The sequence below is a fragment of the Methanocorpusculum labreanum Z genome, from assembly GCF_000015765.1.
In the GTDB taxonomy this organism is placed as follows: Archaea; Halobacteriota; Methanomicrobia; order Methanomicrobiales; family Methanocorpusculaceae; genus Methanocorpusculum; species Methanocorpusculum labreanum.
Genome location: NC_008942.1, coordinates 530,446 through 551,830, shown reverse-complemented (window position 1 = coordinate 551,830; position 21,385 = coordinate 530,446). Strand labels below are relative to the sequence as shown.

Here is a 21,385-nt window from a genome sequence, read left to right as displayed (position 1 = left end):
AGTTGGAATACTATTTAATTATTTATCTGTGGGCAGATATAGTAAGGTATACATGGACGCAGAAACCGCCGAGTCGCTGAAGCTTCTCAAAAATATATCCCTCTATACGGAAACCTACGGGTGTACCTACAATGCGGGAGATACCGAGAAACTGATGGAGATCGCCAGAAATCAGGGATGTGTTCCGGCATCGTCCGCAGAGGAAGCGGACGCAATACTCATTAATACCTGCGTGGTGATCGACAAAACCGAGCAGCACATGTATGAACGTCTCGATTTATACGCGGGCAAACTCCTTTTCGTCACCGGGTGTCTGCCGCCGGTCGCCGCGGACGTGCTCCGCACACGGTACCCCAAGATCCATATCATCGACCCTGCCCTTATCCATTCCTGCTATATGGAGGTCGGAACGGCTCATGTTGGAACAAATGCCGTCCTCCAGATCGCCAGGGGATGCAATGGGCACTGTACGTACTGCATCACGCGGCTCGCACGGGGAAAGCTGGTAAGTTTTTCAGCCGAAGACATCGTTCGTCAGGCAAAAAGTATCGTTGAAGCGGGAGCAACCGAAATCCAGCTGACGGCACAGGATACATCGTCGTGGGGCCTCGACCGAAACGACGGTCTGAGACTCCCGGATCTTTTACGGCAGCTCTGCGCGATCCCCGGTAATTTCATGATCCGGATCGGGATGGCAAATCCCGATACGCTTCTCCCGATCCTCGATGATTTTCTTGACGCACTCAAAGACCCAAAGATATTTCTGTTTCTGCACATCCCGGTCCAGTCGGGATCGGATTCGGTCCTCAGGCTGATGGGGCGGCGCTACACCTCGGCCCAGTATGAAGAGATCTGTCAAAGGGCACGCAAAGCGTTCCCGGAGATCAGAATAAGTACCGATTATATCGCGGGATTTTCCGGCGAAACGGATGAAGACGCTGCAAAGTCCGCAGAACAGATCAGGCGGACAAGACCCGGAAAGGTGAACATCACGCGTTTTTCCGTTCGCCCGAACACGCCGGCCGCTAAGATGAAAAAAATCCCGGAACCGATCAAAAAGCAGAGGTCGCGGGAGCTTACCGATGCGGCAAACGAGGTGTATGACGCCAATAACGAAGCACTGATCGGCCATATCATGACGGCTGTCGTGACGGAAGTGGTAAAAGCAGGAAGTGTTACGGCGCGTGACAGGACCTATCAGAATATTGTTATCATGGAAAATCTCGAGATCGGAACCGAGATAACGGTAAAGATAACCGGACACCGCCGCCATTATCTGATCGGCGAACGGATCGTGCCCTGAGCTCTCTAACTATACTATTTTAGAGGAGTTACGCGGTGTTAGTCTCAATCGAATCCGGAAGGAGTCTGTTGAGTGTGGAGACAAGAGATTATTTTACCGCGAATCTCCGCGAATTCTCGCGAATCGCATTTTTCTTGCGCCGTCGTGCTCTGCTCCGGCTTATCGCCTACGCAGGAATCGCACGTCGTCTGGAAAAATGCTGGGAAAAACCGGCGTGCCGGTTTTTCTCTCCGTAAACATCTCTTTTTTGTGTAATCAAAAATATAATGAAACAACAGAAAAACCCGCACGCGGGTTTTTCCGATAGCATTTTTCAAGTGAGGGTGCGATTCCTGCGTAGGCGATAAGCCGGAGCAGAGCACCCGAACGTAAGGAAAATGCGATTGGCGTTTATTCGCGGAGATTCGCGGTTGGTTTTTCTCTTGTGTCTACACTAATGCCGTACACAAAATCGAAGTACGTCTCAAATTACGTCAGTTTTTTTCATTTGAGATCACACTGCGTAAGTCCTCTTTTAATTCTCGCAGCGGCTTGAAAAACACCCAAGATTTTGCCGAAAAGGAAAACTGTGAAATCAAAATTCGAAAAACAAACCTGATTTTACAAACAAGTGAAAAAGAATGACGCGGGATATTCCGCATCATGTATTGATGATTAAGAAAAATTGATGTGAAATGTTAACGCTTTGCTTTTGCTTTTGCGCCCATCATGGATTTCTTCGAGCGGCGGATCCGGCGGCGGATACGCTGATCGGCGATCTTTGGACCGCGTCCACGTCCACGTCCCTGCTGCGGATTGTTTGCCATGCGGCTCTCAATCTTTGAGACGATGCTTGCTCTCTTGAATCTCTGATTCGGTCCGGGCTTTTTGACCTCTCCCTCTTTCTGCGGGACAAGGCGAATCTGACCGTTGACACCTTTTACCTGGTGCCAGTTGATACTTCCTGTCTTACCCATATTGAACTCCGTATTTTGTTAGTGCCCTATTCACTTAAACATATCTCTACGCCTCACCCGTATATCCTCAGAGGATACGGCCGAGTTCCTCATCCAGTACTTCGGAAACTACTTTTCCATCGATCCGTCCGCGTACTTCCTTCATAACTACCCCCATAACGGGGCCGAGAGCGGCCTTCCCGCGGGTACGAATGAACTCCATACGATCATTCACGATACCGTGCACCAGATCCTGAAGTTCTTCGCGGGAGAATGCCGGGGCAACACGGCTGACGGCATCGGAGACGGACATTCCCTTGGCGCATGCCGTTAAAATATCCAATACGGCTTCTTTTGCCGCATTTCCTGCTTCAACGGTCTTCATCACCGAAATAATCGAGTCATCGGATAAAGCGTCGGGAGAGATTCCTGCCCGCGACAACTCCTTGAGCGAAGCAAGGATCGTTCTTGCCGCAAACACCGGCCGGATTCCTTCAGACACTGCGCGCTCGAAGAGCGGAAGTTTTTCAGAGAAAGCCATCTGTCTGGCCATGCCGGCATCAAGGCCGTACTCGCTGACGAAACGCTCCGCTTTCACCGACAAAAGTTCTGGGGTCGCGATACTCTCCCAATACTCTCTCGTGACCGGGACCGGCAGAATATCGGTCTCCGGATACATACGTGCAGCACCCGGAAGCGGACGCATGTACGCGGTCGAACCGCCCTCAAGCATCTTTCTGGTCTCTTCGGGAACACCTTCAAACGCCATCTTCGCACGGCGAATGATCATCTGCATGGCGCAGCGGCATTTCTGTTCCGTGGCGGCGACGATAACGACGGCATCATTCGGTCCTGCGCCGAGTGTTTCTTTCAGGACAAAGACCTCCTCTTCGGTAACACCGTAGGCAGGCAGCTCGTCGGTGTGGAAGAGTCCGCCGACACCGCATTTCTTTGCGTAATCGGACATCTCCGACCCCAGACGGCGGCCCGTCTGGATCTCAAGACCGACAAGACCGTTGAATCCGTGAAGAACGGTTCCAAGGATCACGCGGGCTTTTTTCAGGACCTGGGACTGGGTCTTGGCAAAGACGGAGGTGACATCATACACTTCTCCGTTCACCATGGCATTTCTTGCCAGCAGTTCATCCCGGATGGCAATAAGGGAGAGCTGTCTCTGGACCTCGCGGCGGACGACCTCTGCGATGAGATCAAGCTCCTGAACACCTTTAATCTCAACCCGGGCGCCGTCTCTGATCGAGACGTTGACATCCTGACGGATCGTGCCAAGCCCGCGTTTGACCCGGCCGGTCGACCGAAGCGTCATGCCGATATACTGGGCAATATCATGGACCTCCTCGGGAGTTTTCATGCATGGAGATGTGGTGATCTCAATCAGAGGAATTCCAAGTCTATCGACGGAGAAGATCGTGTCTTCGACACGCTGACATGCCTCCTCTTCTACTGCGACCGTCTCGACCCTGCATGCATGCTCGATCGCTCCGTTCAGCGCGACCAGGGCGGTTCTCTGGAAACCGCTGGTTGCCGAACCGTCGACGATCATCTTGCGCATCGTGTGGATCTCCGGAAGAGGGGTCATGTTGAACATCTTGGCGATCGTTAAGACAACATCGAGTGCATCCGGGTTGAGGGGGGCCGGCGGCTCTTCGTCGATCTCGACAAGACCTGTCGTATCGTATGTGTAATACGTGAAAAGACGCTGATTCATCAGCTCTTCTTTTGCCGCACGATCCACGTCGCCCATCTCGGAGGTCGCGATCCTGAGATATCTGCTTACCTCGCCGGTGTGTTCGGCTGAGTCGCAGACAACCGTCGGGGAGTGACAGAAGAGTTTTTCTTTGGTGTTGAGCTGCTGGTGGATCTCCAGGCCGGCCTTCAGACCAATCGCTTCATAATCCATTATGCATACCTCCAGAGATCATACGCAAGTTCACCCTTGAGATTCGTCTGCATAAGGCGCTTGATATCCTCTTTTCGGGTGGCATTTCCAAGGACCCACATCAGTTTTACGAGTGCGACTTCGGGAAGCATACTTCCTCCTTCGATGACTCCGGCATCCAGAAGATCACGTCCGGTCTCATACACGCGGTCGCAGACGCTGCCTGCCTGACACTGAGAAGTCATGACAACCGTCGTACCGGAGGTGGTAAGACCGGTGATACTCTTGATACAGTCGGTTCCAACATGCCCGAGACCCGTTCCTGCGATCACGAGACCTTTGTACCCCTTGAATGCATCGATGACGGCAGGATTCATTCCCGGATAATACTGAATCAGGCCGCAGTTCGATGCAAGATTGTCGGAGAGACGAAGCTCTTCTGTTCCGCGAAGGACCGCATCATTTGCAAGAACAACCGTTCCATCGGGATACCCGATCCCTCCGACCGGCTCACGTCCGATGCTTTGGAATGCATCACGGCGGGAGGTGTGGTTTTTGCGAACACGGGTCGCCCGGTGAAGAGCACAGGTCGTATCGCTTTCGGTCGCATGCATGCATACAACCACTTCGCCAAGATCGCTGACCGCGGCTTTTGCCGAGCAGATTGCATTCATCGCGTTATCACTGCTCGGACGGTCGGCACTCCGCTGAGCTCCGACAAATACGATCGGGACCGGCGTATTCAACATAAAGGAAACGGCGGCAGCGCTGTAGAGCATCGTATCCGTCCCGTGCGTGACAATGATTCCCTGTGCACCTTTGAGAATTTCATCGTGAATCGTCCGGGCAAGTTCCTGCCACATGGCCGGATTCATATTCTCGGAGAGGACCTGGAACGGCTGAAGCGTATGATATCGGGCAATTCCGGCAAGTTCCGGGATGCTGCGGAGAATATCTTCGGCCGTGAACTTGGAAGATACGGCGCCCGTCCGGTAATCGACCGTACTTGCAATTGTTCCGCCGGTCGAAATTATTGAAAGAAGCGGCAGGGATGCATCCTGCTTCAAAGGAGATACGACTGGTTTTTCTGCAGGGGCCGTCTTTTCCTTAGGCGAGCAGAAGGATTCGGGGACACAGATGTTGTAGCCGCTCGAAAGTTTTACGATCGCATGTTCGCCGGAACGGTTGATGTAAATACCGTCCATCTCGATCCCCGCAAACATTACGGATACCGGATCACTATTATTGAAAGTCATAAATCTAGTTCCTGTATAGCTGTTTTCATTTTTTCGTCGGCATCTCTCAGCTGATCCTGCAGGATATCTCCCGTCACCTGATCCTGGACCAGGCGGATATCGGCCACCTTTACGGCTTTTTTCATCATCTTCGGATTCGGCGAACCGAAACTCTGCTTCTGCCGGAGAATGGTTACCGGGTGAAGGACCTTCTTGATCGTTTCTTCGGTCAGTCCCTTTTCTTTGAGGGAAATGTTTGCAAGCTCTTTTGCCACACTGTCCACTATGTCAAGATCAAGGGATCCGAGTTTGACTGCCCTGCCGACTATGTTGTGGGCGGTTCTGAACGGAATATTATACTCCCGCACAAGGAAATCGGCAAGCTCGGTGGCGGTCGTATTGCCGACCACGGCCTGCTTTTTCATCACAGGCACATTGAACTCGGCAGTAGAAATGATTTCTGCTAGAAGAGGAAGAGACATATTTGTCTGACGGAACGCATTCCATAAATGCGGATTCAGATCCTGCAGATCGCGGTTATAGCTCATCGGAAGGGATTTGATCAGCGTAAGAGCTGCGGTAAGTTCACCGATCACGGCAGCGCTTTTTGCACGCATGATCTCGAGCGTGTCAGGATTTTTCTTCTGAGGCATGATGCTGCTCGTCGAGCAGTAGGCATCGTTCAGATTGACGAACTTAACAAACGAGGTAGACCAGAGGATCAGCTCTTCGCAGATACGGCTGATGTTGGTCATCAGGATCGCAAGATCGCTCAGAGTTTCGACAATAAAATCGCGATTCGCAACAGCGTCCATGCTGTTTTCCATCGGGTTGGCAAATCCGAGATATTCGGCGGTCAGACTGCGGTCGATGGGAAAACCCGTTCCGGCAAAAGCAGCCGACCCCAGCGGGGAAATATTCACACGCGTATATGCGTCGAAGAGACGGGACGTGTCACGGGCAAAGAGACTTTCGTAGGCAAGAAGATAATGGGCGAGCGTTGTCGGCTGGGCATGCTGAAGATGCGTAAAACCGGGCATTATTGTGGTTGTGTGCTCCTCTGCACGGGATATAAGCGACTGACGCAGTTCAAATAATGCCGTCAGGGTATCGATAAGCAGTTCGCGGGTCCGCATGCGAAGACAGGTCGCCACCTCGTCATTTCTGCTGCGGCCAAGGTGCATCCGCCCTCCGGCATCCGAACCGGCATCGGCGATGAGTTGTGCTTCGATCCCGGCATGGATATCCTCGCGGGTCATATCGAATGCATTCTCGGGAAGTCCGTTTTCCAGGTATCCCAGCAGAGCCGTCAGCAGTTTTTTGGCGGATGCTCCGTCGATCAAGTTCTGTTTTCGAAGCATCAGAATATGCGCGATGTCAACTCTGATGTCGCTTTCTGCTATCTGTTTGTCCGCTTCCATAGAGGATAGATACTGCTCGATCAAGGCAGATCTTTCCCCCTCCAGCCGTCCGTTACGTATCTGATCTTTTGCCATGTAAACGTTAAACCTGTTTATATATTTGGTTCGGAAGAGTTAAAATGGTTGAGTGCATGACGAAGAGTTGTGGAAAAGCCACACGCATTTCCTCTTCAAATTAGGATGAAAAAAAGGGATCTTTTCAAATCCGATCGAATGATCCGACCCGAAGGGTTCCTTTCGGATTTCGGTGTGCCATATCGCCTTTGAAAACCGTAAGTGTATGCCCATTGTCAGTAACTTTACCTGTCTCTACGAAGGTGGGGAGAAAATCCGTTACATGCCCGTACACCATAGCCTCTCCGTCGAACATGTCCCCGCAGGGCATCAGACAGTCACCTTCGATCAGAAGTTTTCCGCCTTTCATGTTGCATCCGGCGTGAATCCCTGCATTTCCTTTTACGTGGACCAATCCGCCAAAAAGACACTCGGCGCAGTAGTCTCCAACATCTCCCTCAACAAGGATCTCTCCCCCGCGGACGCCTTTTCTTCCTCCGCGATACCCGGAGCCGCAGTAATTTCCGGCATTTCCGTGACAGAGGATCTTTCCGCCGAGCATCTCGCGGCCGAGCCAGTGGCCGGCATTACCCATGATCTCGATAGTGCCGCCGCTCATAAAATCCCCGCAGTGCATACCTATGTCCCCCTCGACAATGATCTTCCCGTCGGTCATGTATTCACCAACGCGTTTGACCTGATGACAATCCCCTGCCAAAACGATTTCGGTTGCCGAAGGGCCGGCTGCCTCACCGTCGACTCTGATGTAAAACACATCCTTGAGCATCTTCTGCTCGTTACCCACATACACCGGCACATCGATCCTCTTCGACAGCGTCTCCGGACATATTGACTCGGCTTCGATCGGCAGATACGGATTGATCTCTTCACGTAAAAAAAGAGTTATCCGTCTCATAGCTTCGTCTCCGTTTCGATCTTCACGCTTTTTGTCAGATAAAACTCTTCGTCAACCGGATAATTTTCCATGCGGATCGAGTAGTTTTCATCGAAGGTCCGAACGAGTTCAGGATCATGCGACATGTCGTACTTCTTTGGGACTTTTGGACTGCACCAGAAGATCCGGTTCTGCTTATCCGCCAGAATCTCGTCATCCTTGGAAATCAAAACACCCTGCTTCATGGTGTATTTCGTCTGGGCAAATCCTCTGATCACTTCTACATACTGTTTTGACGGATCGATCTTATCCGGTCTGAACGGATAGATCGCAATATCCGCCTCTGCCCCCGGACCGAGGTGACCTTTTCCTCTTTCGATAAGGCCAAGAGCACGGGCCTGACCCGCACGCGTCATCACGGCGATCTCTTCGAACGTCAGCTCACGGTCAAGGGACGGAAGAACGACACGACTTTCGGTCTTCGGATGGACGGTGGCAAACTCCCAGTCACGGTATTCTTTGCTCATCAGAAGGCCGATGATCTCCGGATACTTGACGAACGGAGCGCCGTTTGGACTGTCGGTCGTCAGCATACATTGCCACGGATTTTTCACAAGGAGGGCAAGTTCCAGACCGATCGACCACATGATGCTGTTTACCAGATTCTTCCGCCGGTAAATCACCGGGATAACGCCGGAAGCGGTCTCCATTTCGACATCATGATTACTCCATTTATCCTGATGGAGACGATACAGGTTGAACTCCATAGGACCGTCTGCCGTCATGGTCGTGGTCCGGCCAAACATTACCTGGCCCATGTCGATCGTGATCTGCGGACGCAGATTCACCATATTTGCAACCGGCTCGGCCTTTGAGCAGAAATCGTTCCAGCCGGTCCCGCCGTACGAGTGGAACTGGACGTGGGTGAGATAGCATGTCTGTCTCTTTTCGTTCAGATCGGGGACAAGGCCCATCGTGCCGATCGTACAGGTAAAGTTCCCGGGTTTCCCCAGATTATTACAGTGAAGATGCACGGAGTGCGGAAGACCCAGCATCTCGTTTGCTTCGATAACTCCCTTGATATACTCGGCAGAACTGAGGTCGAACTCGGGGATCGGTTTTCGGATGCACTCAACGTTCTTTCCCCAGCTCCACATCTCGGCGCCGAGGGGATTGGTCAGCTTCACGCCGTATCCTTTCACTGCATCGAGACGCCAGGCGATCAATGCTGCGGCCCGCTTTATGTCGCCTGCCGCAACGGCACGCATTACTCCCCAGTCACCATCGAAAAGCGTGAGAATGAGACCATCCTGCAGAGGCGTATGTTTAAACTCCTCGTGTGTGTGACGTGCTTCAAGCGGGGCCATGGCCCCTTCGGTGAGGGTGGTGTAGCCCATCTGGGCATACCGATAACTGTTTCCAAAGGTCGTCGGAATACTGTATCCGGAAACGGCACGCATACCTCTTCTTCTGGGGGCCCTGCCTGCCCGCATATCCTCCGGACTCATGTATCTGCCGAAGTTGACCTTTGTCCCGCAGATATGCGTGTGGGAATCTATTCCTCCGGGAAGAGTCAGAAATCCCCCAGCGTCGATGACTTCGGCTCCTTTTGGCTCCTCGTCGGTGATCCTGCCGCCTGAAACAAAGAGGTCCATCTTTTCACCGGATATTCTGTTGATCGGATCGACAACAAAGGCGTTTTTGATGATGTAATCCATTTATGTTTCCTCCTGAAGAGCGACGACATTCCGGATCACGTGGATCGCACCGTTCGGGCAGGTTTCCATACAGACTTTGCAGCCTTTACAGCGCTCATTGTGCATAACTTTGTTTTTCCCAAACTCGACACGGATAACGCCCTCTACGGAGTTCGAAGTCCCCCCGGCACTGATCTGCGGATCGAACTCATGGTTGGCCGGACACGCCGTCGAGCAGTTCCCGCAGCCGGTACAGAGATTCGTATCGATTTTGATGATGTATTCATGCGTAAATACGAGACCCTGATCTTTTTTTCTCGCCAGAAGATCCCCGCTGGTCAGAACATCTTCCGGACAGGCTTCCACGCAGTATCCGCATCGAACACAGTGTCCCTGCGTGATTTGGGGATTCCAGACGCCATCCGTCTGGACAACGTCGATCGCACCCGGACAGGGACAGATCATTTTACAGGCAAGACAGTGCGTGCATTCTTTTCCGGTAAGTTCGGGGAAGTCCCGAAAGTAGGACGGTTTTGTCAGCGGAGGTGTTTTCACGGTGAAAAACGCCTTAAGCCAGGAAAGACGGCAGAATTCCCTGAGATACGTGAAGACCGTCATTCTACCGCTCCGCACAGGCAATACAGGGATCCGCGCTGATGAACGTCGATGTTACGTCAGCCGCAGACGCCAGATTTTTCATCATCGCATGGGTCGCCACTTCGATGTTGGGAATCGAAGGTGTCTGGATTGAGACGAACACCACCTGACCGGCATCGTCGATTTCGATATCGTAGGTGAGGTCTCCCCTCGGTGCTTCGATAGTGTGTTTGATGCGGCCCGCTTTCATTCTCCCGCCGTTCCGGATTTTTCCCGGCTCAAGGGCCGCGATACCGTTTCTGATAAGAGTCAAAGACTGGAAAAGCTCCTCGAATCTGAGCATGATCCTGGCATAGTTATCGCTTTCCGTCCTGGTAATCATATGCCAGCCCATCTCCAGATACAGAGGATCATCCTTTCTGGCGTCGCGGGGAAGACCTGTCGCACGGGCGGTTGGACCAACCACGCCCGACGCCAAAGCATCTTCCATGGAGAGAACACCAATACCTCTCGACCGAAGACCGATCATCGGCCCGGTCTCGAACATCTTTACGAAACGTTTCAGTTCAGTCTCGATATGGTAGGTTGCTTCAAGGATCTTGGCGGCGTCATCCGCGGATAAATCTTCACGGACGCCGCCGGGAACCACATACGCCGACATGACCCGGGTCCCGGTCATCATTTCGATCGAATCCATGGCGGTTTCACGAAGGTTCAGCAGATACATGCCGAGCGTTTCATGCTCTATCGTGTAGCAGTACGAATAGTTTGCAAGGAGATGACTCTGGATACGGTCAAGTTCGTTTAAGATCAGACGGAGAAGTTCGGCCCTTCGGGGAACCGTTATTCCGCTGATTTTTTCGAGAGCCTCGACGATCACCGTGTTGTGAACGACGGAACATATGCCGCAGACCCTTTCTGCGAGGAAGATCGTCTCCTGCCAGGGCCGTCCGATCATGATCTTTTCGATTCCCTTTTTCACGTATCCAAGTTCCACTTCGGTGGTCACGACCCGTTCACCCCGCGTTTCACATTTGATCCTGCAGGGTTCTTTGAAACACGGATGGATCGGTCCGACCGGCAGGGATACATCGACGACTTTTTTCATTTCTTCACGCCCCCTTCTTTCTCGTTCTGATGGACCTCATAGTCCTTGAAGAGGATATCGGCTGCACCGAGAATTGCTGAGATGATCTCCGACGGACGCGGAGGGCACCCGGGAACCGCCGCCGTGACCGGAATATATTTGCTGACCGGCGGATCGATCAGTTTTCCCGGCCGGTTGAACACGCACCCGGAGATCGGACAGTTGCCGATCGTCACGACCGCTTTCGGTTCGGGAACCCGGTCCCACAGATCTGGTAATTTATCCAGCCACTGGGGAGACATGCCTCCAGTCACAAGGATCACGTCGGCTTCTCTTGGGTTGTTGTGAACATAGATACCGTACTGTTCTATATCGTACTTCGGGGCGAGACAGGCAAGAATCTCAATATCGCACCCGTTACAGGACCCGGTATTTACATAGCACACGTGGATCGAACGCTGCCGAACGGCATTTTTAAACTGCTGTAAAATGCTCATGATATCTCCTCCAGAATTGCCCGGCGTATGTCGGAAAGATCGGCGTCCTTTTCCAGGGCCAGGGAACGGTAATGATCGGCCCGTTCCTTTGAAAGGATCCCTGTAGCTGTTGAAAGATGGGGCAGGGAAAGAGCGTTCCCGATCTCGTCTGACTCGGCCTGTATCTCGGCCGCGTCATAACGGGGTCCGAGATTTTCCAGTGTCATCAGATCACACTTTTCGATCAGGATCTTCCGCATCTGCTGGCGGGAAATGCCAAGCCGTTTCGAAAGCGCAAGTGTTGCGGCGTTCTGCCGGACCCCGTTAAGCGACGTGAGTTTCATGGGAGCGAGATCCCGTTCATAGATAAGTTTCATAAGACCCCCCAGAAGCGAAGAATCCCGTAAATGATGAAACAGAAGATCATCACCCAGATAAGGACCATTTCGCCCGTATGTTTTGCATGATCGCTCTTCCAGACGAACAATGACGCCAGAGCGCCCAGAAGGAGAGAACCAACCAGAGCTGCCGGCAGAACCACAGGATGGAGAGCTGATTCTATCAGCATCAGAATGATATAGAATGCCGCTCCAGCGGCGGCAGTAAGCGGAATATAATTCATGATATCATCACCAGCCAAACGATTACGCCGTAAATACAGACAACTCCTGTCCAGATCGTCTGGATAAGAACCGTGTTGTATGGAGTGAGCATAGGAGTTGTTGCGCAGATAAACGAGACAGAGATCATCACGAGGATCATGACAATGAGGAAAAGCCACCAAGGCAGAACGCCAATGAACACGACGATGAAGACGGAAATCAGCACAAATGTTTTCAGGGAGAGAGCGATGTTCAGAAGAGCACGCCACCCGCCGAAGTGTTCGGTCCAGTATCCCGAGACAAGCTCTTTTGCCTCGATCACGGAGAAGGGACCGTAGTGAGCCTTCGAAAGAATGATGAGGTAGAGAGAGATCGCCGCGGGCAAAGCGATGCCAATAAGCGGAACGTTTGCAGCTTCCCATCCGGCTATTCCCGAAATCGACAGGGTGCCGGTGAAAAGATAGACAACCGAAACGGTAACAAGGAGCGGCAGTTCCGCAGCGGCAGACATGACCGACCGGATCGCGCCGAACTTGGTGTAGGGAGATCCGGACGAAAGACCGGTCCCGTGCTCCACGATCTTATGGAGCATGTAGAAGGCAAAGATCAGAAGCAGACTTCCGCCGATCCAGAGAACGTACAAGGCGGCTGTCCAAATCCCGATCGCGATCAGGACGATCGCTACATACATGACCTGACTCGCGGTCCTCGGGATCCATGTCTGTTTGAAGGAGAACTTCAGGGTATGAAGGATCTCCTGCCAGATCGGCGGTCCCGGACGTTTCTGGATCCGTGCGATGACTTTTCGGTGGATCCCGTGCAGAAGAAGACCGAAGAAGACCGCAAAGATCAGGAGAAGAAGAAATTCTATCATGTCAGTACCCCACAAACGGAATATCTCCGTCTTTTGAACCGGCGGTACATGCAAGAATCACGGAGATCAAAAACCCAGGCACCGATATGATCAACAGAAGGACCCAGTAAGGATTTCCGTCAGCGAGCACTGCCGAGATGACTGCAGCGCAGGCAAAGAGGACTGCAAGTAGGATGTATGCTGGTTTTTTCATAATCACACCGTCAAGAGGATCTCCACGACCCGCAGGAAGAGCAGGAGAGAGCTTACATGGATCATCAGGATATACGGGGCTCCGGAAGCCCGTGTTATCTCGGCTTTACCAATATAGAATGGCGCCATTCCTTCGCCGAGGACACCGATCAGCAGAAGGAGTTTGGCGATGACGGGAACGCCGCCTGTAGCCGCAAGTTCCCAGATGGAAAGCGTGCCGGTCGTTGCGGCGATAATTGCCGCTCCGGCAAAGAGAGGCACCGTTCCCATCATCACGACCAGTCCGTAGGAGAACGCGGCCGAAAGAACATGCTTGTTTTTCACGGCGGCAACGATCCCGATATTCAGAACTCCAATGAAAGCGGCAAACAACGTGAAGTTGAAGATATCACCGGTCACGATCGCACCGATCGTTGCGATCCCGCAGGCTATGGCCATGAATCTCTGGAACCTTGCAAGATCCACTGGTGTTTCTTTCAGGGAGTAGCCATCGGTCCCGAATACGATCTCGACCGGCTTTTCCGGGAGAGAAATGACTGCAAGGAGAACAAAGATCGCGGCAAATCCAAACAGGACGCCGGTGTATCCCGAGAGATAATGGATCATATCGCCAAACGGTATCGTTACCAGAATCGACTCCATCATGATCCGTCACCCCGCATGGTTCCAACGAGAGCTATCTTTGCCATTACTTTGATCATGATTCCAACCGCGGCCGCCATTAGGGCAAGGAACCACTGGCTCGGGAAGAGAATAAAGATCAGAAATGCCAGGACCCAGAGGACCCAGGCATACCCGGAGGCATTCTCCGACGAGAGGAAATTTTCCGTCGTCGCTTTTCCAAGGAAGAACAAGGCAAGACCGAGACCCGCAATAAGACCGCCGGTAAATCCTGTCAGGAAAATTCCATATGCAGTGAGAAGTGCGCCGATGATCGGCGGGGCGGTATGCAGGACTTCGATGTCGAGACGGCGTACTGGCCGGACATTCTGGAGCCCTTCTTTTACGAGCCATAATTCCGAGACCGCCATGATCTCGGCAACCCCTACAACAAGTCCCGGCAGAATGAGCGCTTCGGCAAGATCGGTCGCAAGAAGTGCGATCACTACAAGTCCGGTTATTTCTATTAAGTCAATGATGATAAGGAGACTTATCTCGTCTCTTTCCCTGACGACCGCCGAAAACGCGACTATGATCGCGATGAAGGCGACGGCAAGCCCGATTTTATAGATAAGATCCATGTCTGCAAAGAATTCGATCATTCTTTCGACCTCCGGTAAAGAAACGCCGCGATCGCGAAGGCACAGAAGAGAATACTGGCTTCGACGATGGTGTCAAAGCCCCGGGTATAGTAGAGAATCTCATCCAGAATACCGCCGGGGTGGGATACGATCGTTGTCCCGAGATGGAGCGTGTAGTCTGCAAGGAGCTGGCTCGCCGGAGTGAGATACGCGGTCACATAGCCGAGGATCGGCTCGTTTTCCGGATACTGGGAAATGATGTCGGCCGGTTCCGTGAACGGAATGCCGCCGCGGTCATACGGATTGAGAGAACTTGTCGGATCAAGCGATTTTGGATAAAGCTGATTCTCTTCATAAGCAATGAAGGGAACGGAGCATAGACCAAAAACGATGATAAGGCATACACAGATCGCATAAAGCTTCGGCAGATTCTCTATCGTCGAGAGGTAACAGGAAAGTTTCTGGAACGGCGCAAACGCTCCGCGTGCTTTTTTTGCCGGACAGTCCTTAGAATCCTGTGCTTCCTTCATGCTCCCTCCTTTTTCTCGATCACGCGAACAAAGATCAGCGTGGTCACGACATTGACCGCGACGAACGTGACAAGAGCGAGAGTCTCGTTGAAACTAAGCATGATAAAAACCAGCCCGAACTCGGCTACTTCCATATTGATGAGCCGGGTAAGATAGGTTTTTTCACGTGGATACGCAGTGAAGATAACACCGGCCAGCAGGAGAATACATCCGACGATGAACTCGGGTTGAACGATCATTTGGCCGCCTCCTGTTTTTTGCCGAGAAGAAGCAGAATGAAGATCGTGCCGACAGGCATCAGGAGAGAGACCACGATCGCGACATCCAGATATCCTTTTTCCACAAGAAAGAGAACTACGCCGGCGGTCAGGATGCCGAGACAGATGAGTTTGTCAAACGCGGACTTCACCACAAGAGCGGCTATGCCGCCAAAGAGAGCGAGGAAGATTGCCAGGATCAGAATCAGGTCGGTCATTGTTCCTCCAGCCGGGCAAAGGTACTTGCTATGGCGTTCGATTCAAGAGTCGAGCCGATGAAATACGCAATTGCGGCGCCTATCGTTATGGGATACGGCATCAGAAGGACGATCGCTCCGGCCACGGCAAAGTTCATCACGTTGAGATACGGCAGTTTTTTCAGCGTTTTCGGCTCGAAAACCGCACGACTCGCACAGTATGCTGCGATGACCACACATATTCCCTCAACGATCATGAGACCTTCCTCCAGATTTTTCCAAGCAGACGGCTGGCATACTTGGCAGAGATGCCTTCAACGAAGAAAATAGCAATTACGCAGCCGGCGATAAACGATTCCGGCGGGAATCCCGCAAAGGACGTGAGCACCCAGATGATAAGTGCGGCACAGACGGCTCCGCTCGTCCCCGCAAAACCTTTGTCCGCACATATGCGTGCTCCTACATACACTAAAACAATCGAGATTACCGCACCCCAGATTCCCCATACATAATATCCGCATGCGGCAAGAAGGGTCCCAGCAGATGCATCCGGCGAAGAGATGATGTTCCCGATCATCCAGCCGCCGTTCAGATCGCCGCCGCTTTTTTCCAGTTCTTTTCCGATCATGTCGGCTCCGGAAACCCCGCCCTGCTTTGGGAGTTTCCAGAAGATATCAAGTGTCGTAAAAAGCACGAGGCAGATCACAGCAGCAATGGGGATGGCGGCGAGTATATCGATCATAATATTTCATCCAAACCTCCCGGAAGAAGGAGGGGGTAGTGCTAGTTAGTTAGGTATTGGCATTAGGTTAAATAAAGGTGTTGCATTTGGTCATCTCTCAGGATTCGGCAGAACCGAAAAAACACAAGAGACAGGGTAAAAAAGAAGTTAATACTGGATTTCTCCAACAAAGACCGTGGCGGCGGGCCCGGTCATCTGCGGGATGTCTCCAACGGTGATGTCGAGCGGACCGCCGACGGTCTTTACGTGAACAACACTTCCGTGGGTCTTTCCGGTCTTGGCGGCGATAAGTGCCGACGCCGTAGAACCGGTACCGCAGGAAAGTGTCTCGCCCTCGACACCGCGTTCAAAGGTCCGAATGACGATCTCGGACGAGCCGGTGATCTGGACAAAGTTTACATTGGTTCCTTTGGGGAAGGATGGGTGGTGACGGATCTTGGGTGCGACTTCATTGATCGCGATGCCGTCAACATTGCCGACAAAAATCACCGCATGCGGTACGCCGGTGTTTACCGAATACACAGTCATACCGTCGATCTCGCGGCTCTCGTCATAAACCGCAGTTCCCATGTCGATGGTTGCCATGAAATCCCCGTCGGAATCATAACCGACACGGACCTGCATCACGCCAGCGAGGGTCTCGACCGAGAAAGCCTTCTTCTTGGCATACTCTTTATCGAAGGCATACTTGGAAAGACAGCGGATACCATTGCCGCACATCTCTGCCTCGCTTGCATCCGGCTGGAATAATCTCATGCGGATGTCGGCCTTGTCGGACTTAGAGATAAAGAGGACACCGTCCCCTCCGATACCGAATCTCCGGTCACAGTACACAACAGCAAACTGAGCCTTCATATCATCCGGAATAATGACCTGATCCATTTCATCGATCAGAATGAAGTCATTTCCGTTTCCGTGAAGTTTCGTGAATGCTATCGACCTAAGGTCATGCTTCGGGAACTTAATGGTCATAATATATTATAGGAGTTTGGAGATTTAAAAGAAATTGGCCGACATTTTCCAGAATTGAATAACTGCCTGATGGTTCGTTATAAGAGAGGGAGCTTATCACAGCAGATTATGAAATAACGAGCGGATATTTCCAACAAAAAATAAGAGAGATTTAAGGGGTATATACTTCGCTGTTTTGGAAAAACAGATCTACCAGCGGTACGATCTCCTCTTTCATTTCATAAGGAACACTGTGGTCAGCCCCGATGAAAGGAGTAAACCATGCTCCGTTAATTGCTCCGGCTACGGTGTAGGCATCTTCTATAGGCGTTAAAGGATCCGTTGTTCCGCCGATAACCAGCGTGCTGATATTGACCGAGGAAAGATTTGCAAGCGTGCTGTTCATGGAAAGAACGGCTAACGATTCCAGATATACGCCCATATCGGTATTGGGATTTGCAATATTGTTTTCAACCATCTGCCGGAGTACGGCTGTTTCATTGGTGTCTACACTGTATGTTGTTGAACAGAGGGCCGCTTTTGTTACATTCTCGGGATAATAGATCAACAAATGCTGCGTGATCATCGATCCCATGGAATGGCCGAAAACATACATCTTTTCATATCCAAGAGCCCCGATCAATGAATCGGCGTCATCAACCAGCTGCATGAACGGATAGGGTTCAACATCCCTCGTGGTATGCCCCATGCCGCGGTGATCGTAGAGATAGACATGATAATTTTCGGCAAACAAACCAATCAGATCCGGATCAACATCATCCATAAGGGTGGTATATCCGATGATGATCAGAAGAGGCTCGGCATTTTCATTCCCAAACTCACGATACCCGATAGTTATATTATTCACATCCACATACTGAACGGGAGTGTCCAGCACCAGATTCCCGGAATCTGTCGGAGTGTCGGAAGAGATGCAGCCTGCCATCGAAACGGTTGCTGCAAGCATTATTCCAAGCAGAAACAGGATTTTCACATGAGATTTCATACCCGATATTGAACGCAGATAAATATATATTCAGAGGATGAACGAAAAACGAGAAAAACCGGCTGAATACATAGTCTGAAGTTCGGAAAAGATTCTAAAAAGAGGATTTTTGAGATAAAGCGGGTCAGGCTGAACCCCATTTCTCCAGTGCTTTTCGAAGCTCGGCATGCGTCTTGGCATACTCTTCGGCACTCACGCCGAGAAGAGCCGCATCCACTGCCTGCCGCATCGCACGGGCCCCGGCAGCCGTTCCGTCAGGATGACCGTGGATCCCGCCGCCCGCCTGAAGAACGATCTCGTTTCCAAGCGTAGTGATCTCGGCGTGGACTTTTCCCGGGTGAAGACCGCCTGAGGCCACCGGGAAGACCGGAAGAAGATCTCCCGCAGGCCGGGTCAGAGCCGCGTTGTCTCCAAGGATCTCGGCAGCTTTTCCACCCATTTTGCCGGAAACCGTACCTGTGTGAAGCTGATCTCCGCCGCAGACACGGACCAGTTTTGCAATCGGCCGCATCGCAATACCGTGGACGGGATTTCTCGTCAGCGCACCATGCATCGTCCGGTGGACATGGATAGGAACCGTGATCGAGGGATCGGATGCAAGGCACTGGACCGCGGAAAAACCGGCTGTCAGAACATCGACCATAATCATGTTTGCTCCCATCCTCACGGCGTTGGAAGCGGCCTCGAGGATCCGGTCCCCGCCCGTCGTCACGTTCAGCGCATACAAAACCTGCCGGCCGGTCTCGTCCTTTGCCTTATCGAGCGCTTCCATGACCATCTCCAGTCTTTCCATGCGCGGACAGAACTTCTGATCGGTCAGCGTCTCGTCGTCTTTGATCAGATCGACACCGCCGATCGCTGCCTGATAAGCAACGGCGGCAGTGTCCTTCGGGGTCAGGCCGACCTTCGGTTTGATGATCGTCCCGACATGCGGGCGGCGGGTCGTTTCGGTACCGGTGAGTTTGCGGACCCCCTCGATCCCGAACTTTGGCCCGGTTCCGTCAAGACCCTTGGGGATATCGATGTCGAGAAGGCGCACGGCCTCGAGTTTGCCGAGACCGAACAGGTTCCCTGCAATGACCGAGAGATACTGGGGGATGTTTCCCGGCTCAAAAATTTCATATGGGTAACGTAGTTTCGTTTCGAAACCTTCGCCCGACGGAACGATCTCGAGAACCTCGCCGTCGAAGGCGTGAACGTAAGCGGTCTTCTCGTTCACGGTCGAAATATCGGTCCAGGTCCCGGTCGTCTGCTCCTCGCTGATCGCCTGGGCTGCAAATTCAGGAGTCACTCCCGATTTTGGTTTGAAGTAATACGTGGCAATTAAATCATTCATGTTAGTCTTTCTCCAGACTCAGAAACTGGTTCTGTAACTCGTCAAGTCCCCATCCAAGGTACTCGCGCATGATCGTAAATGCAAGATGCGGGGGAATCGCGCCTGCTTCGGTAATTATGAGATCAATATATTCGGCCGGCGTAACATCAAACACCGGGTTTTTAATGCGGACAAACGGCAGTCCGGCGGCAATATCATCAGGAAGAACTTCGTCAGTCGGGCGTTCCTCGATCTGGATGCGTTCGCCGAGGATCGTCCGGGGAGCAAACTTGTAGGTCTCGGCGGTCACGATCACGTTTTTGCGGGCCTCGTGAGCGCAGAGGGCGATCTGGGACGTGCCGATTTTATTTACAACAGCTCCGTTCACGGTGATCGCGTCGGCCCCGACAATAACAAGATCGACCTCTTTCATCATCGTCCGGGCTGCAGAATCCACGATATAGGTTGTCGGGATCTCGTGCTCGTTGAGGGTTTTGATCGTGATCCTTCCCTGATTCCACGGGCGGACCTCGGTTGCATAGACCTCGATGTCTTTTCCCTGACGTTTGGCTTCGATGATACTGCCAAGAGCCGCACTGGAATTACAGTGCGTCATGATCACACTGCCGTCAGGAATATGATTTGCCCCCATCACGGAGATCCGGTCGAGAGCGGTCCTGGAAGACCAGATGAACTCATTTGCTTTTTCCCGCAGGTTCCGCCGTGCCGCTTCCTCGTTTTTGGAAGAGCGGACGTCCCGCATAACGATCTGAATGGCATTAGGAAGAGAGACGGCGGTCGGGCGGGTGGCGAGCAGAATACCTGCGGCCTGTTCCATTTCACGGATGAAGATCGATACATCTCCCGTCCGCGGAAGCGTCTCGGCATGATCACGAAGCGCAGAAACTGCTTCCCGGGCAATCTTTCCGGCGCCGCGAATCTCCATCGAGATGATTTTGTCGGCTGTGTCGTTGATGCTCATTTATATTACTGATAGGAGTCTAAGATTAAATAACTGAGTGTCGGGCCACGTCCCCCTCAAAAACGAAGAAAAATATGACTGTTGGGATAGTTTTTGATAGTGCCGGAACGCTTCTGAAAACGAATCGTGCCGTCAAAAATATTAAAAGTGAAACACTGCTGAACGACAGCCCGGAAACAACCATGCTGACCTTCGAGGATCCCGACCGGATCCTTGTCCTTTTGAATGTCAGCTCAAGCGGCATGATGAAAATCCCGCCGGAAAAAAACCTTTCAACATATCTGAAAGAGGCGGATGTGGTATTCGGCATAAGCTGCGGAAGAAAAATCATCGATGCCGAATGCGTGGGAACGATTCTTTTTTCCGATCCCGTCTGCCGGGTTGCCGACCTGCAGGATGTCATCAAAGCCTGCTGGCATATCGTGTCCAAAGAAGCCGAATCGTTTGCAATGAATACCGGCGTCATCGTCAATCTCCGGACAAACGAGATCGAGTTCACGCTTGCAGCCGCCGGCTATCCGTTCCCGGGAGTCCGGGAAATGATCTCCATGCTTCACCAGAAAGGAGTTGCGGTCTACATCGCTTCAGGCGACCGGACCTCGAAACTGGAACTGATCGCGGACAAGATCGGGATCCCGCGGGAACGTGTCTACGGCGTAGCAACGCCGGTGACGAAAGCCCGGATCGTGACCAGCCTCAAAAATGACTACGACATTGTCGTCATGGTCGGGGATGGGATCAACGACCTCTCGGCTATGCGGGCTGCCGATGTTTCGATCCTGACATTACAGCAGAAAGGGGAGCGGCCCGAAGCCCTCCTTAAACAGGCGGAATACATAATAGACGACATTCGGGACGTAACCGGCATCGTGGCCAAATTCAATACCGATGATGAATAA

General features: G+C 52.2%; 27 protein-coding genes. 3 read left to right on the top strand and 24 right to left on the bottom strand.

All coding sequences use genetic code 11. From position 1 onward, the window contains the following. Positions 1-52: 52 nt before the first annotated feature. Both MLAB_RS03050 and MLAB_RS09800 read left to right on the top strand, forming a co-directional pair. Positions 53-1,303 carry a tRNA (N(6)-L-threonylcarbamoyladenosine(37)-C(2))-methylthiotransferase gene (locus MLAB_RS03050; protein ID WP_011832955.1) on the top strand — a complete coding sequence of 417 codons (1,251 nt, stop codon included), beginning with the start codon at positions 53-55 and terminating at the stop codon, positions 1,301-1,303. A gap of 74 nt (positions 1,304-1,377) precedes the next feature. Continuing rightward, positions 1,378-1,539, top strand: a complete 162-nt coding sequence (locus tag MLAB_RS09800) for a hypothetical protein (protein WP_187146132.1) — start codon at positions 1,378-1,380, stop codon at positions 1,537-1,539. Between the two features lie 441 nt (positions 1,540-1,980). Here MLAB_RS09800 and MLAB_RS03045 read toward each other — a convergent pair whose 3' ends face one another. The 24 genes from MLAB_RS03045 to MLAB_RS02930 all read right to left on the bottom strand — a co-directional run bounded on the left by MLAB_RS03045 (position 1,981) and on the right by MLAB_RS02930 (position 20,486). Next, entirely contained in the window at positions 1,981-2,259 is a 279-nt protein-coding gene (locus MLAB_RS03045; protein ID WP_011832954.1) for a DUF5350 domain-containing protein, read from the bottom strand. A gap of 67 nt (positions 2,260-2,326) precedes the next feature. Beyond that, positions 2,327-4,156 (bottom strand): Glu-tRNA(Gln) amidotransferase subunit GatE, encoded by a 1,830-nt coding sequence (gene gatE / locus MLAB_RS03040; protein WP_011832953.1) that lies wholly within the window; start codon positions 4,154-4,156, stop codon positions 2,327-2,329. Beyond that, complete coding sequence (gatD, locus tag MLAB_RS03035; RefSeq protein WP_011832952.1) at positions 4,156-5,391, bottom strand: Glu-tRNA(Gln) amidotransferase subunit GatD; 1,236 nt, start codon at positions 5,389-5,391, stop codon at positions 4,156-4,158. Before gatD ends, gatE begins: the two co-directional genes overlap by 1 nt. Next, positions 5,388-6,866 carry an argininosuccinate lyase gene (argH, locus tag MLAB_RS03030; protein WP_011832951.1) on the bottom strand — a complete coding sequence of 493 codons (1,479 nt, stop codon included), beginning with the start codon at positions 6,864-6,866 and terminating at the stop codon, positions 5,388-5,390. Before argH ends, gatD begins: the two co-directional genes overlap by 4 nt. Positions 6,867-6,990: 124 nt before the next feature. Then, positions 6,991-7,761 (bottom strand): formylmethanofuran dehydrogenase subunit C, encoded by a 771-nt coding sequence (locus MLAB_RS03025; protein WP_011832950.1) that lies wholly within the window; start codon positions 7,759-7,761, stop codon positions 6,991-6,993. Next, a complete protein-coding gene (locus tag MLAB_RS03020; protein ID WP_011832949.1) occupies positions 7,758-9,458 on the bottom strand; it encodes a formylmethanofuran dehydrogenase subunit A in 1,701 nt (566 codons plus the stop codon). The genes MLAB_RS03025 and MLAB_RS03020 overlap by 4 nt, the downstream gene beginning before the upstream one ends. After that, the gene (locus MLAB_RS03015) at positions 9,459-10,055 is read right to left on the bottom strand and encodes a 4Fe-4S binding protein (RefSeq protein ID WP_011832948.1); all 597 of its coding nucleotides are present in this window, start codon (positions 10,053-10,055) and stop codon (positions 9,459-9,461) included. Between the two features lies 1 nt (position 10,056). Further along, positions 10,057-11,142 carry a hydrogenase large subunit gene (locus MLAB_RS03010; protein WP_011832947.1) on the bottom strand — a complete coding sequence of 362 codons (1,086 nt, stop codon included), beginning with the start codon at positions 11,140-11,142 and terminating at the stop codon, positions 10,057-10,059. Next, complete coding sequence (locus tag MLAB_RS03005) at positions 11,139-11,618, bottom strand: NADH-quinone oxidoreductase subunit B family protein (protein ID WP_011832946.1); 480 nt, start codon at positions 11,616-11,618, stop codon at positions 11,139-11,141. The genes MLAB_RS03010 and MLAB_RS03005 overlap by 4 nt, the downstream gene beginning before the upstream one ends. After that, positions 11,615-11,974 carry a DUF1959 family protein gene (locus MLAB_RS03000; RefSeq protein ID WP_011832945.1) on the bottom strand — a complete coding sequence of 120 codons (360 nt, stop codon included), beginning with the start codon at positions 11,972-11,974 and terminating at the stop codon, positions 11,615-11,617. The genes MLAB_RS03005 and MLAB_RS03000 overlap by 4 nt, the downstream gene beginning before the upstream one ends. Then, positions 11,971-12,219 (bottom strand): hypothetical protein, encoded by a 249-nt coding sequence (locus MLAB_RS02995; protein ID WP_011832944.1) that lies wholly within the window; start codon positions 12,217-12,219, stop codon positions 11,971-11,973. The genes MLAB_RS03000 and MLAB_RS02995 overlap by 4 nt, the downstream gene beginning before the upstream one ends. Further along, a complete protein-coding gene (locus MLAB_RS02990; RefSeq protein ID WP_011832943.1) occupies positions 12,216-13,073 on the bottom strand; it encodes a respiratory chain complex I subunit 1 family protein in 858 nt (285 codons plus the stop codon). The genes MLAB_RS02995 and MLAB_RS02990 overlap by 4 nt, the downstream gene beginning before the upstream one ends. A gap of 1 nt (position 13,074) precedes the next feature. Then, complete coding sequence (locus tag MLAB_RS02985) at positions 13,075-13,266, bottom strand: hypothetical protein (RefSeq protein WP_048061991.1); 192 nt, start codon at positions 13,264-13,266, stop codon at positions 13,075-13,077. A 2-nt stretch (positions 13,267-13,268) separates the two neighbouring features. After that, positions 13,269-13,910, bottom strand: coding sequence for a membrane protein (locus MLAB_RS02980; protein ID WP_011832942.1), 642 nt, complete (start codon positions 13,908-13,910; stop codon positions 13,269-13,271). Next, positions 13,907-14,527, bottom strand: a complete 621-nt coding sequence (locus MLAB_RS02975) for an EhaG family protein (RefSeq protein WP_011832941.1) — start codon at positions 14,525-14,527, stop codon at positions 13,907-13,909. The genes MLAB_RS02980 and MLAB_RS02975 overlap by 4 nt, the downstream gene beginning before the upstream one ends. Beyond that, on the bottom strand, positions 14,524-15,036 hold the full coding sequence (locus tag MLAB_RS02970; RefSeq protein WP_011832940.1) for an EhaF family protein: 513 nt from the start codon (positions 15,034-15,036) through the stop codon (positions 14,524-14,526). Before MLAB_RS02970 ends, MLAB_RS02975 begins: the two co-directional genes overlap by 4 nt. Beyond that, a complete protein-coding gene (locus MLAB_RS02965) occupies positions 15,033-15,275 on the bottom strand; it encodes an EhaE family protein (RefSeq protein WP_011832939.1) in 243 nt (80 codons plus the stop codon). The genes MLAB_RS02970 and MLAB_RS02965 overlap by 4 nt, the downstream gene beginning before the upstream one ends. Continuing rightward, positions 15,272-15,511, bottom strand: coding sequence for a DUF2108 domain-containing protein (locus MLAB_RS02960; protein WP_011832938.1), 240 nt, complete (start codon positions 15,509-15,511; stop codon positions 15,272-15,274). The genes MLAB_RS02965 and MLAB_RS02960 overlap by 4 nt, the downstream gene beginning before the upstream one ends. Next, positions 15,508-15,747, bottom strand: coding sequence for a DUF2109 domain-containing protein (locus MLAB_RS02955; RefSeq protein WP_011832937.1), 240 nt, complete (start codon positions 15,745-15,747; stop codon positions 15,508-15,510). Before MLAB_RS02955 ends, MLAB_RS02960 begins: the two co-directional genes overlap by 4 nt. Next, entirely contained in the window at positions 15,744-16,232 is a 489-nt protein-coding gene (locus MLAB_RS02950; protein WP_011832936.1) for a hypothetical protein, read from the bottom strand. The genes MLAB_RS02955 and MLAB_RS02950 overlap by 4 nt, the downstream gene beginning before the upstream one ends. 147 nt (positions 16,233-16,379) lie before the next feature. Then, a complete protein-coding gene (dapF, locus tag MLAB_RS02945; RefSeq protein ID WP_011832935.1) occupies positions 16,380-17,204 on the bottom strand; it encodes a diaminopimelate epimerase in 825 nt (274 codons plus the stop codon). Positions 17,205-17,355: 151 nt separating this feature from the next. Beyond that, the gene (locus MLAB_RS02940; protein WP_011832934.1) at positions 17,356-18,189 is read right to left on the bottom strand and encodes an alpha/beta fold hydrolase; all 834 of its coding nucleotides are present in this window, start codon (positions 18,187-18,189) and stop codon (positions 17,356-17,358) included. Positions 18,190-18,313: 124 nt separating this feature from the next. Continuing rightward, entirely contained in the window at positions 18,314-19,525 is a 1,212-nt protein-coding gene (locus tag MLAB_RS02935) for a RuBisCO large subunit C-terminal-like domain-containing protein (protein WP_011832933.1), read from the bottom strand. Position 19,526: 1 nt separating this feature from the next. Further along, positions 19,527-20,486: a ribose 1,5-bisphosphate isomerase gene (locus MLAB_RS02930; RefSeq protein ID WP_011832932.1), complete on the bottom strand. Its 960-nt coding sequence runs from the start codon at positions 20,484-20,486 to the stop codon at positions 19,527-19,529. Between the two features lie 74 nt (positions 20,487-20,560). Between MLAB_RS02930 and MLAB_RS02925 the strand changes: the two genes are divergently transcribed. Beyond that, positions 20,561-21,385 (top strand): HAD-IC family P-type ATPase, encoded by an 825-nt coding sequence (locus MLAB_RS02925; RefSeq protein WP_011832931.1) that lies wholly within the window; start codon positions 20,561-20,563, stop codon positions 21,383-21,385.

What these genes read in the sequence shown, in the direction of transcription:
- MLAB_RS03050 (WP_011832955.1), top strand. Translation starts at nt 53, where the DNA reads ATGGACGCAGAAACCGCCGAGTCGCTGAAGCTTCTCAAAAATATATCC.
- MLAB_RS03045 (WP_011832954.1), bottom strand. Translation starts at nt 2,259, where the DNA reads ATGGGTAAGACAGGAAGTATCAACTGGCACCAGGTAAAAGGTGTCAAC.
- gatE (WP_011832953.1), bottom strand. Translation starts at nt 4,156, where the DNA reads ATGGATTATGAAGCGATTGGTCTGAAGGCCGGCCTGGAGATCCACCAG.
- gatD (WP_011832952.1), bottom strand. Translation starts at nt 5,391, where the DNA reads ATGACTTTCAATAATAGTGATCCGGTATCCGTAATGTTTGCGGGGATC.
- argH (WP_011832951.1), bottom strand. Translation starts at nt 6,866, where the DNA reads ATGGCAAAAGATCAGATACGTAACGGACGGCTGGAGGGGGAAAGATCT.
- MLAB_RS03025 (WP_011832950.1), bottom strand. Translation starts at nt 7,761, where the DNA reads ATGAGACGGATAACTCTTTTTTTACGTGAAGAGATCAATCCGTATCTG.
- MLAB_RS03020 (WP_011832949.1), bottom strand. Translation starts at nt 9,458, where the DNA reads ATGGATTACATCATCAAAAACGCCTTTGTTGTCGATCCGATCAACAGA.
- MLAB_RS03015 (WP_011832948.1), bottom strand. Translation starts at nt 10,055, where the DNA reads ATGACGGTCTTCACGTATCTCAGGGAATTCTGCCGTCTTTCCTGGCTT.
- MLAB_RS03010 (WP_011832947.1), bottom strand. Translation starts at nt 11,142, where the DNA reads ATGAAAAAAGTCGTCGATGTATCCCTGCCGGTCGGACCGATCCATCCG.
- MLAB_RS03005 (WP_011832946.1), bottom strand. Translation starts at nt 11,618, where the DNA reads ATGAGCATTTTACAGCAGTTTAAAAATGCCGTTCGGCAGCGTTCGATC.
- MLAB_RS03000 (WP_011832945.1), bottom strand. Translation starts at nt 11,974, where the DNA reads ATGAAACTTATCTATGAACGGGATCTCGCTCCCATGAAACTCACGTCG.
- MLAB_RS02995 (WP_011832944.1), bottom strand. Translation starts at nt 12,219, where the DNA reads ATGAATTATATTCCGCTTACTGCCGCCGCTGGAGCGGCATTCTATATC.
- MLAB_RS02990 (WP_011832943.1), bottom strand. Translation starts at nt 13,073, where the DNA reads ATGATAGAATTTCTTCTTCTCCTGATCTTTGCGGTCTTCTTCGGTCTT.
- MLAB_RS02985 (WP_048061991.1), bottom strand. Translation starts at nt 13,266, where the DNA reads ATGAAAAAACCAGCATACATCCTACTTGCAGTCCTCTTTGCCTGCGCT.
- MLAB_RS02980 (WP_011832942.1), bottom strand. Translation starts at nt 13,910, where the DNA reads ATGATGGAGTCGATTCTGGTAACGATACCGTTTGGCGATATGATCCAT.
- MLAB_RS02975 (WP_011832941.1), bottom strand. Translation starts at nt 14,527, where the DNA reads ATGATCGAATTCTTTGCAGACATGGATCTTATCTATAAAATCGGGCTT.
- MLAB_RS02970 (WP_011832940.1), bottom strand. Translation starts at nt 15,036, where the DNA reads ATGAAGGAAGCACAGGATTCTAAGGACTGTCCGGCAAAAAAAGCACGC.
- MLAB_RS02965 (WP_011832939.1), bottom strand. Translation starts at nt 15,275, where the DNA reads ATGATCGTTCAACCCGAGTTCATCGTCGGATGTATTCTCCTGCTGGCC.
- MLAB_RS02960 (WP_011832938.1), bottom strand. Translation starts at nt 15,511, where the DNA reads ATGACCGACCTGATTCTGATCCTGGCAATCTTCCTCGCTCTCTTTGGC.
- MLAB_RS02955 (WP_011832937.1), bottom strand. Translation starts at nt 15,747, where the DNA reads ATGATCGTTGAGGGAATATGTGTGGTCATCGCAGCATACTGTGCGAGT.
- MLAB_RS02950 (WP_011832936.1), bottom strand. Translation starts at nt 16,232, where the DNA reads ATGATCGATATACTCGCCGCCATCCCCATTGCTGCTGTGATCTGCCTC.
- dapF (WP_011832935.1), bottom strand. Translation starts at nt 17,204, where the DNA reads ATGACCATTAAGTTCCCGAAGCATGACCTTAGGTCGATAGCATTCACG.
- MLAB_RS02940 (WP_011832934.1), bottom strand. Translation starts at nt 18,189, where the DNA reads ATGAAATCTCATGTGAAAATCCTGTTTCTGCTTGGAATAATGCTTGCA.
- MLAB_RS02935 (WP_011832933.1), bottom strand. Translation starts at nt 19,525, where the DNA reads ATGAATGATTTAATTGCCACGTATTACTTCAAACCAAAATCGGGAGTG.
- MLAB_RS02930 (WP_011832932.1), bottom strand. Translation starts at nt 20,486, where the DNA reads ATGAGCATCAACGACACAGCCGACAAAATCATCTCGATGGAGATTCGC.
- MLAB_RS02925 (WP_011832931.1), top strand. Translation starts at nt 20,561, where the DNA reads ATGACTGTTGGGATAGTTTTTGATAGTGCCGGAACGCTTCTGAAAACG.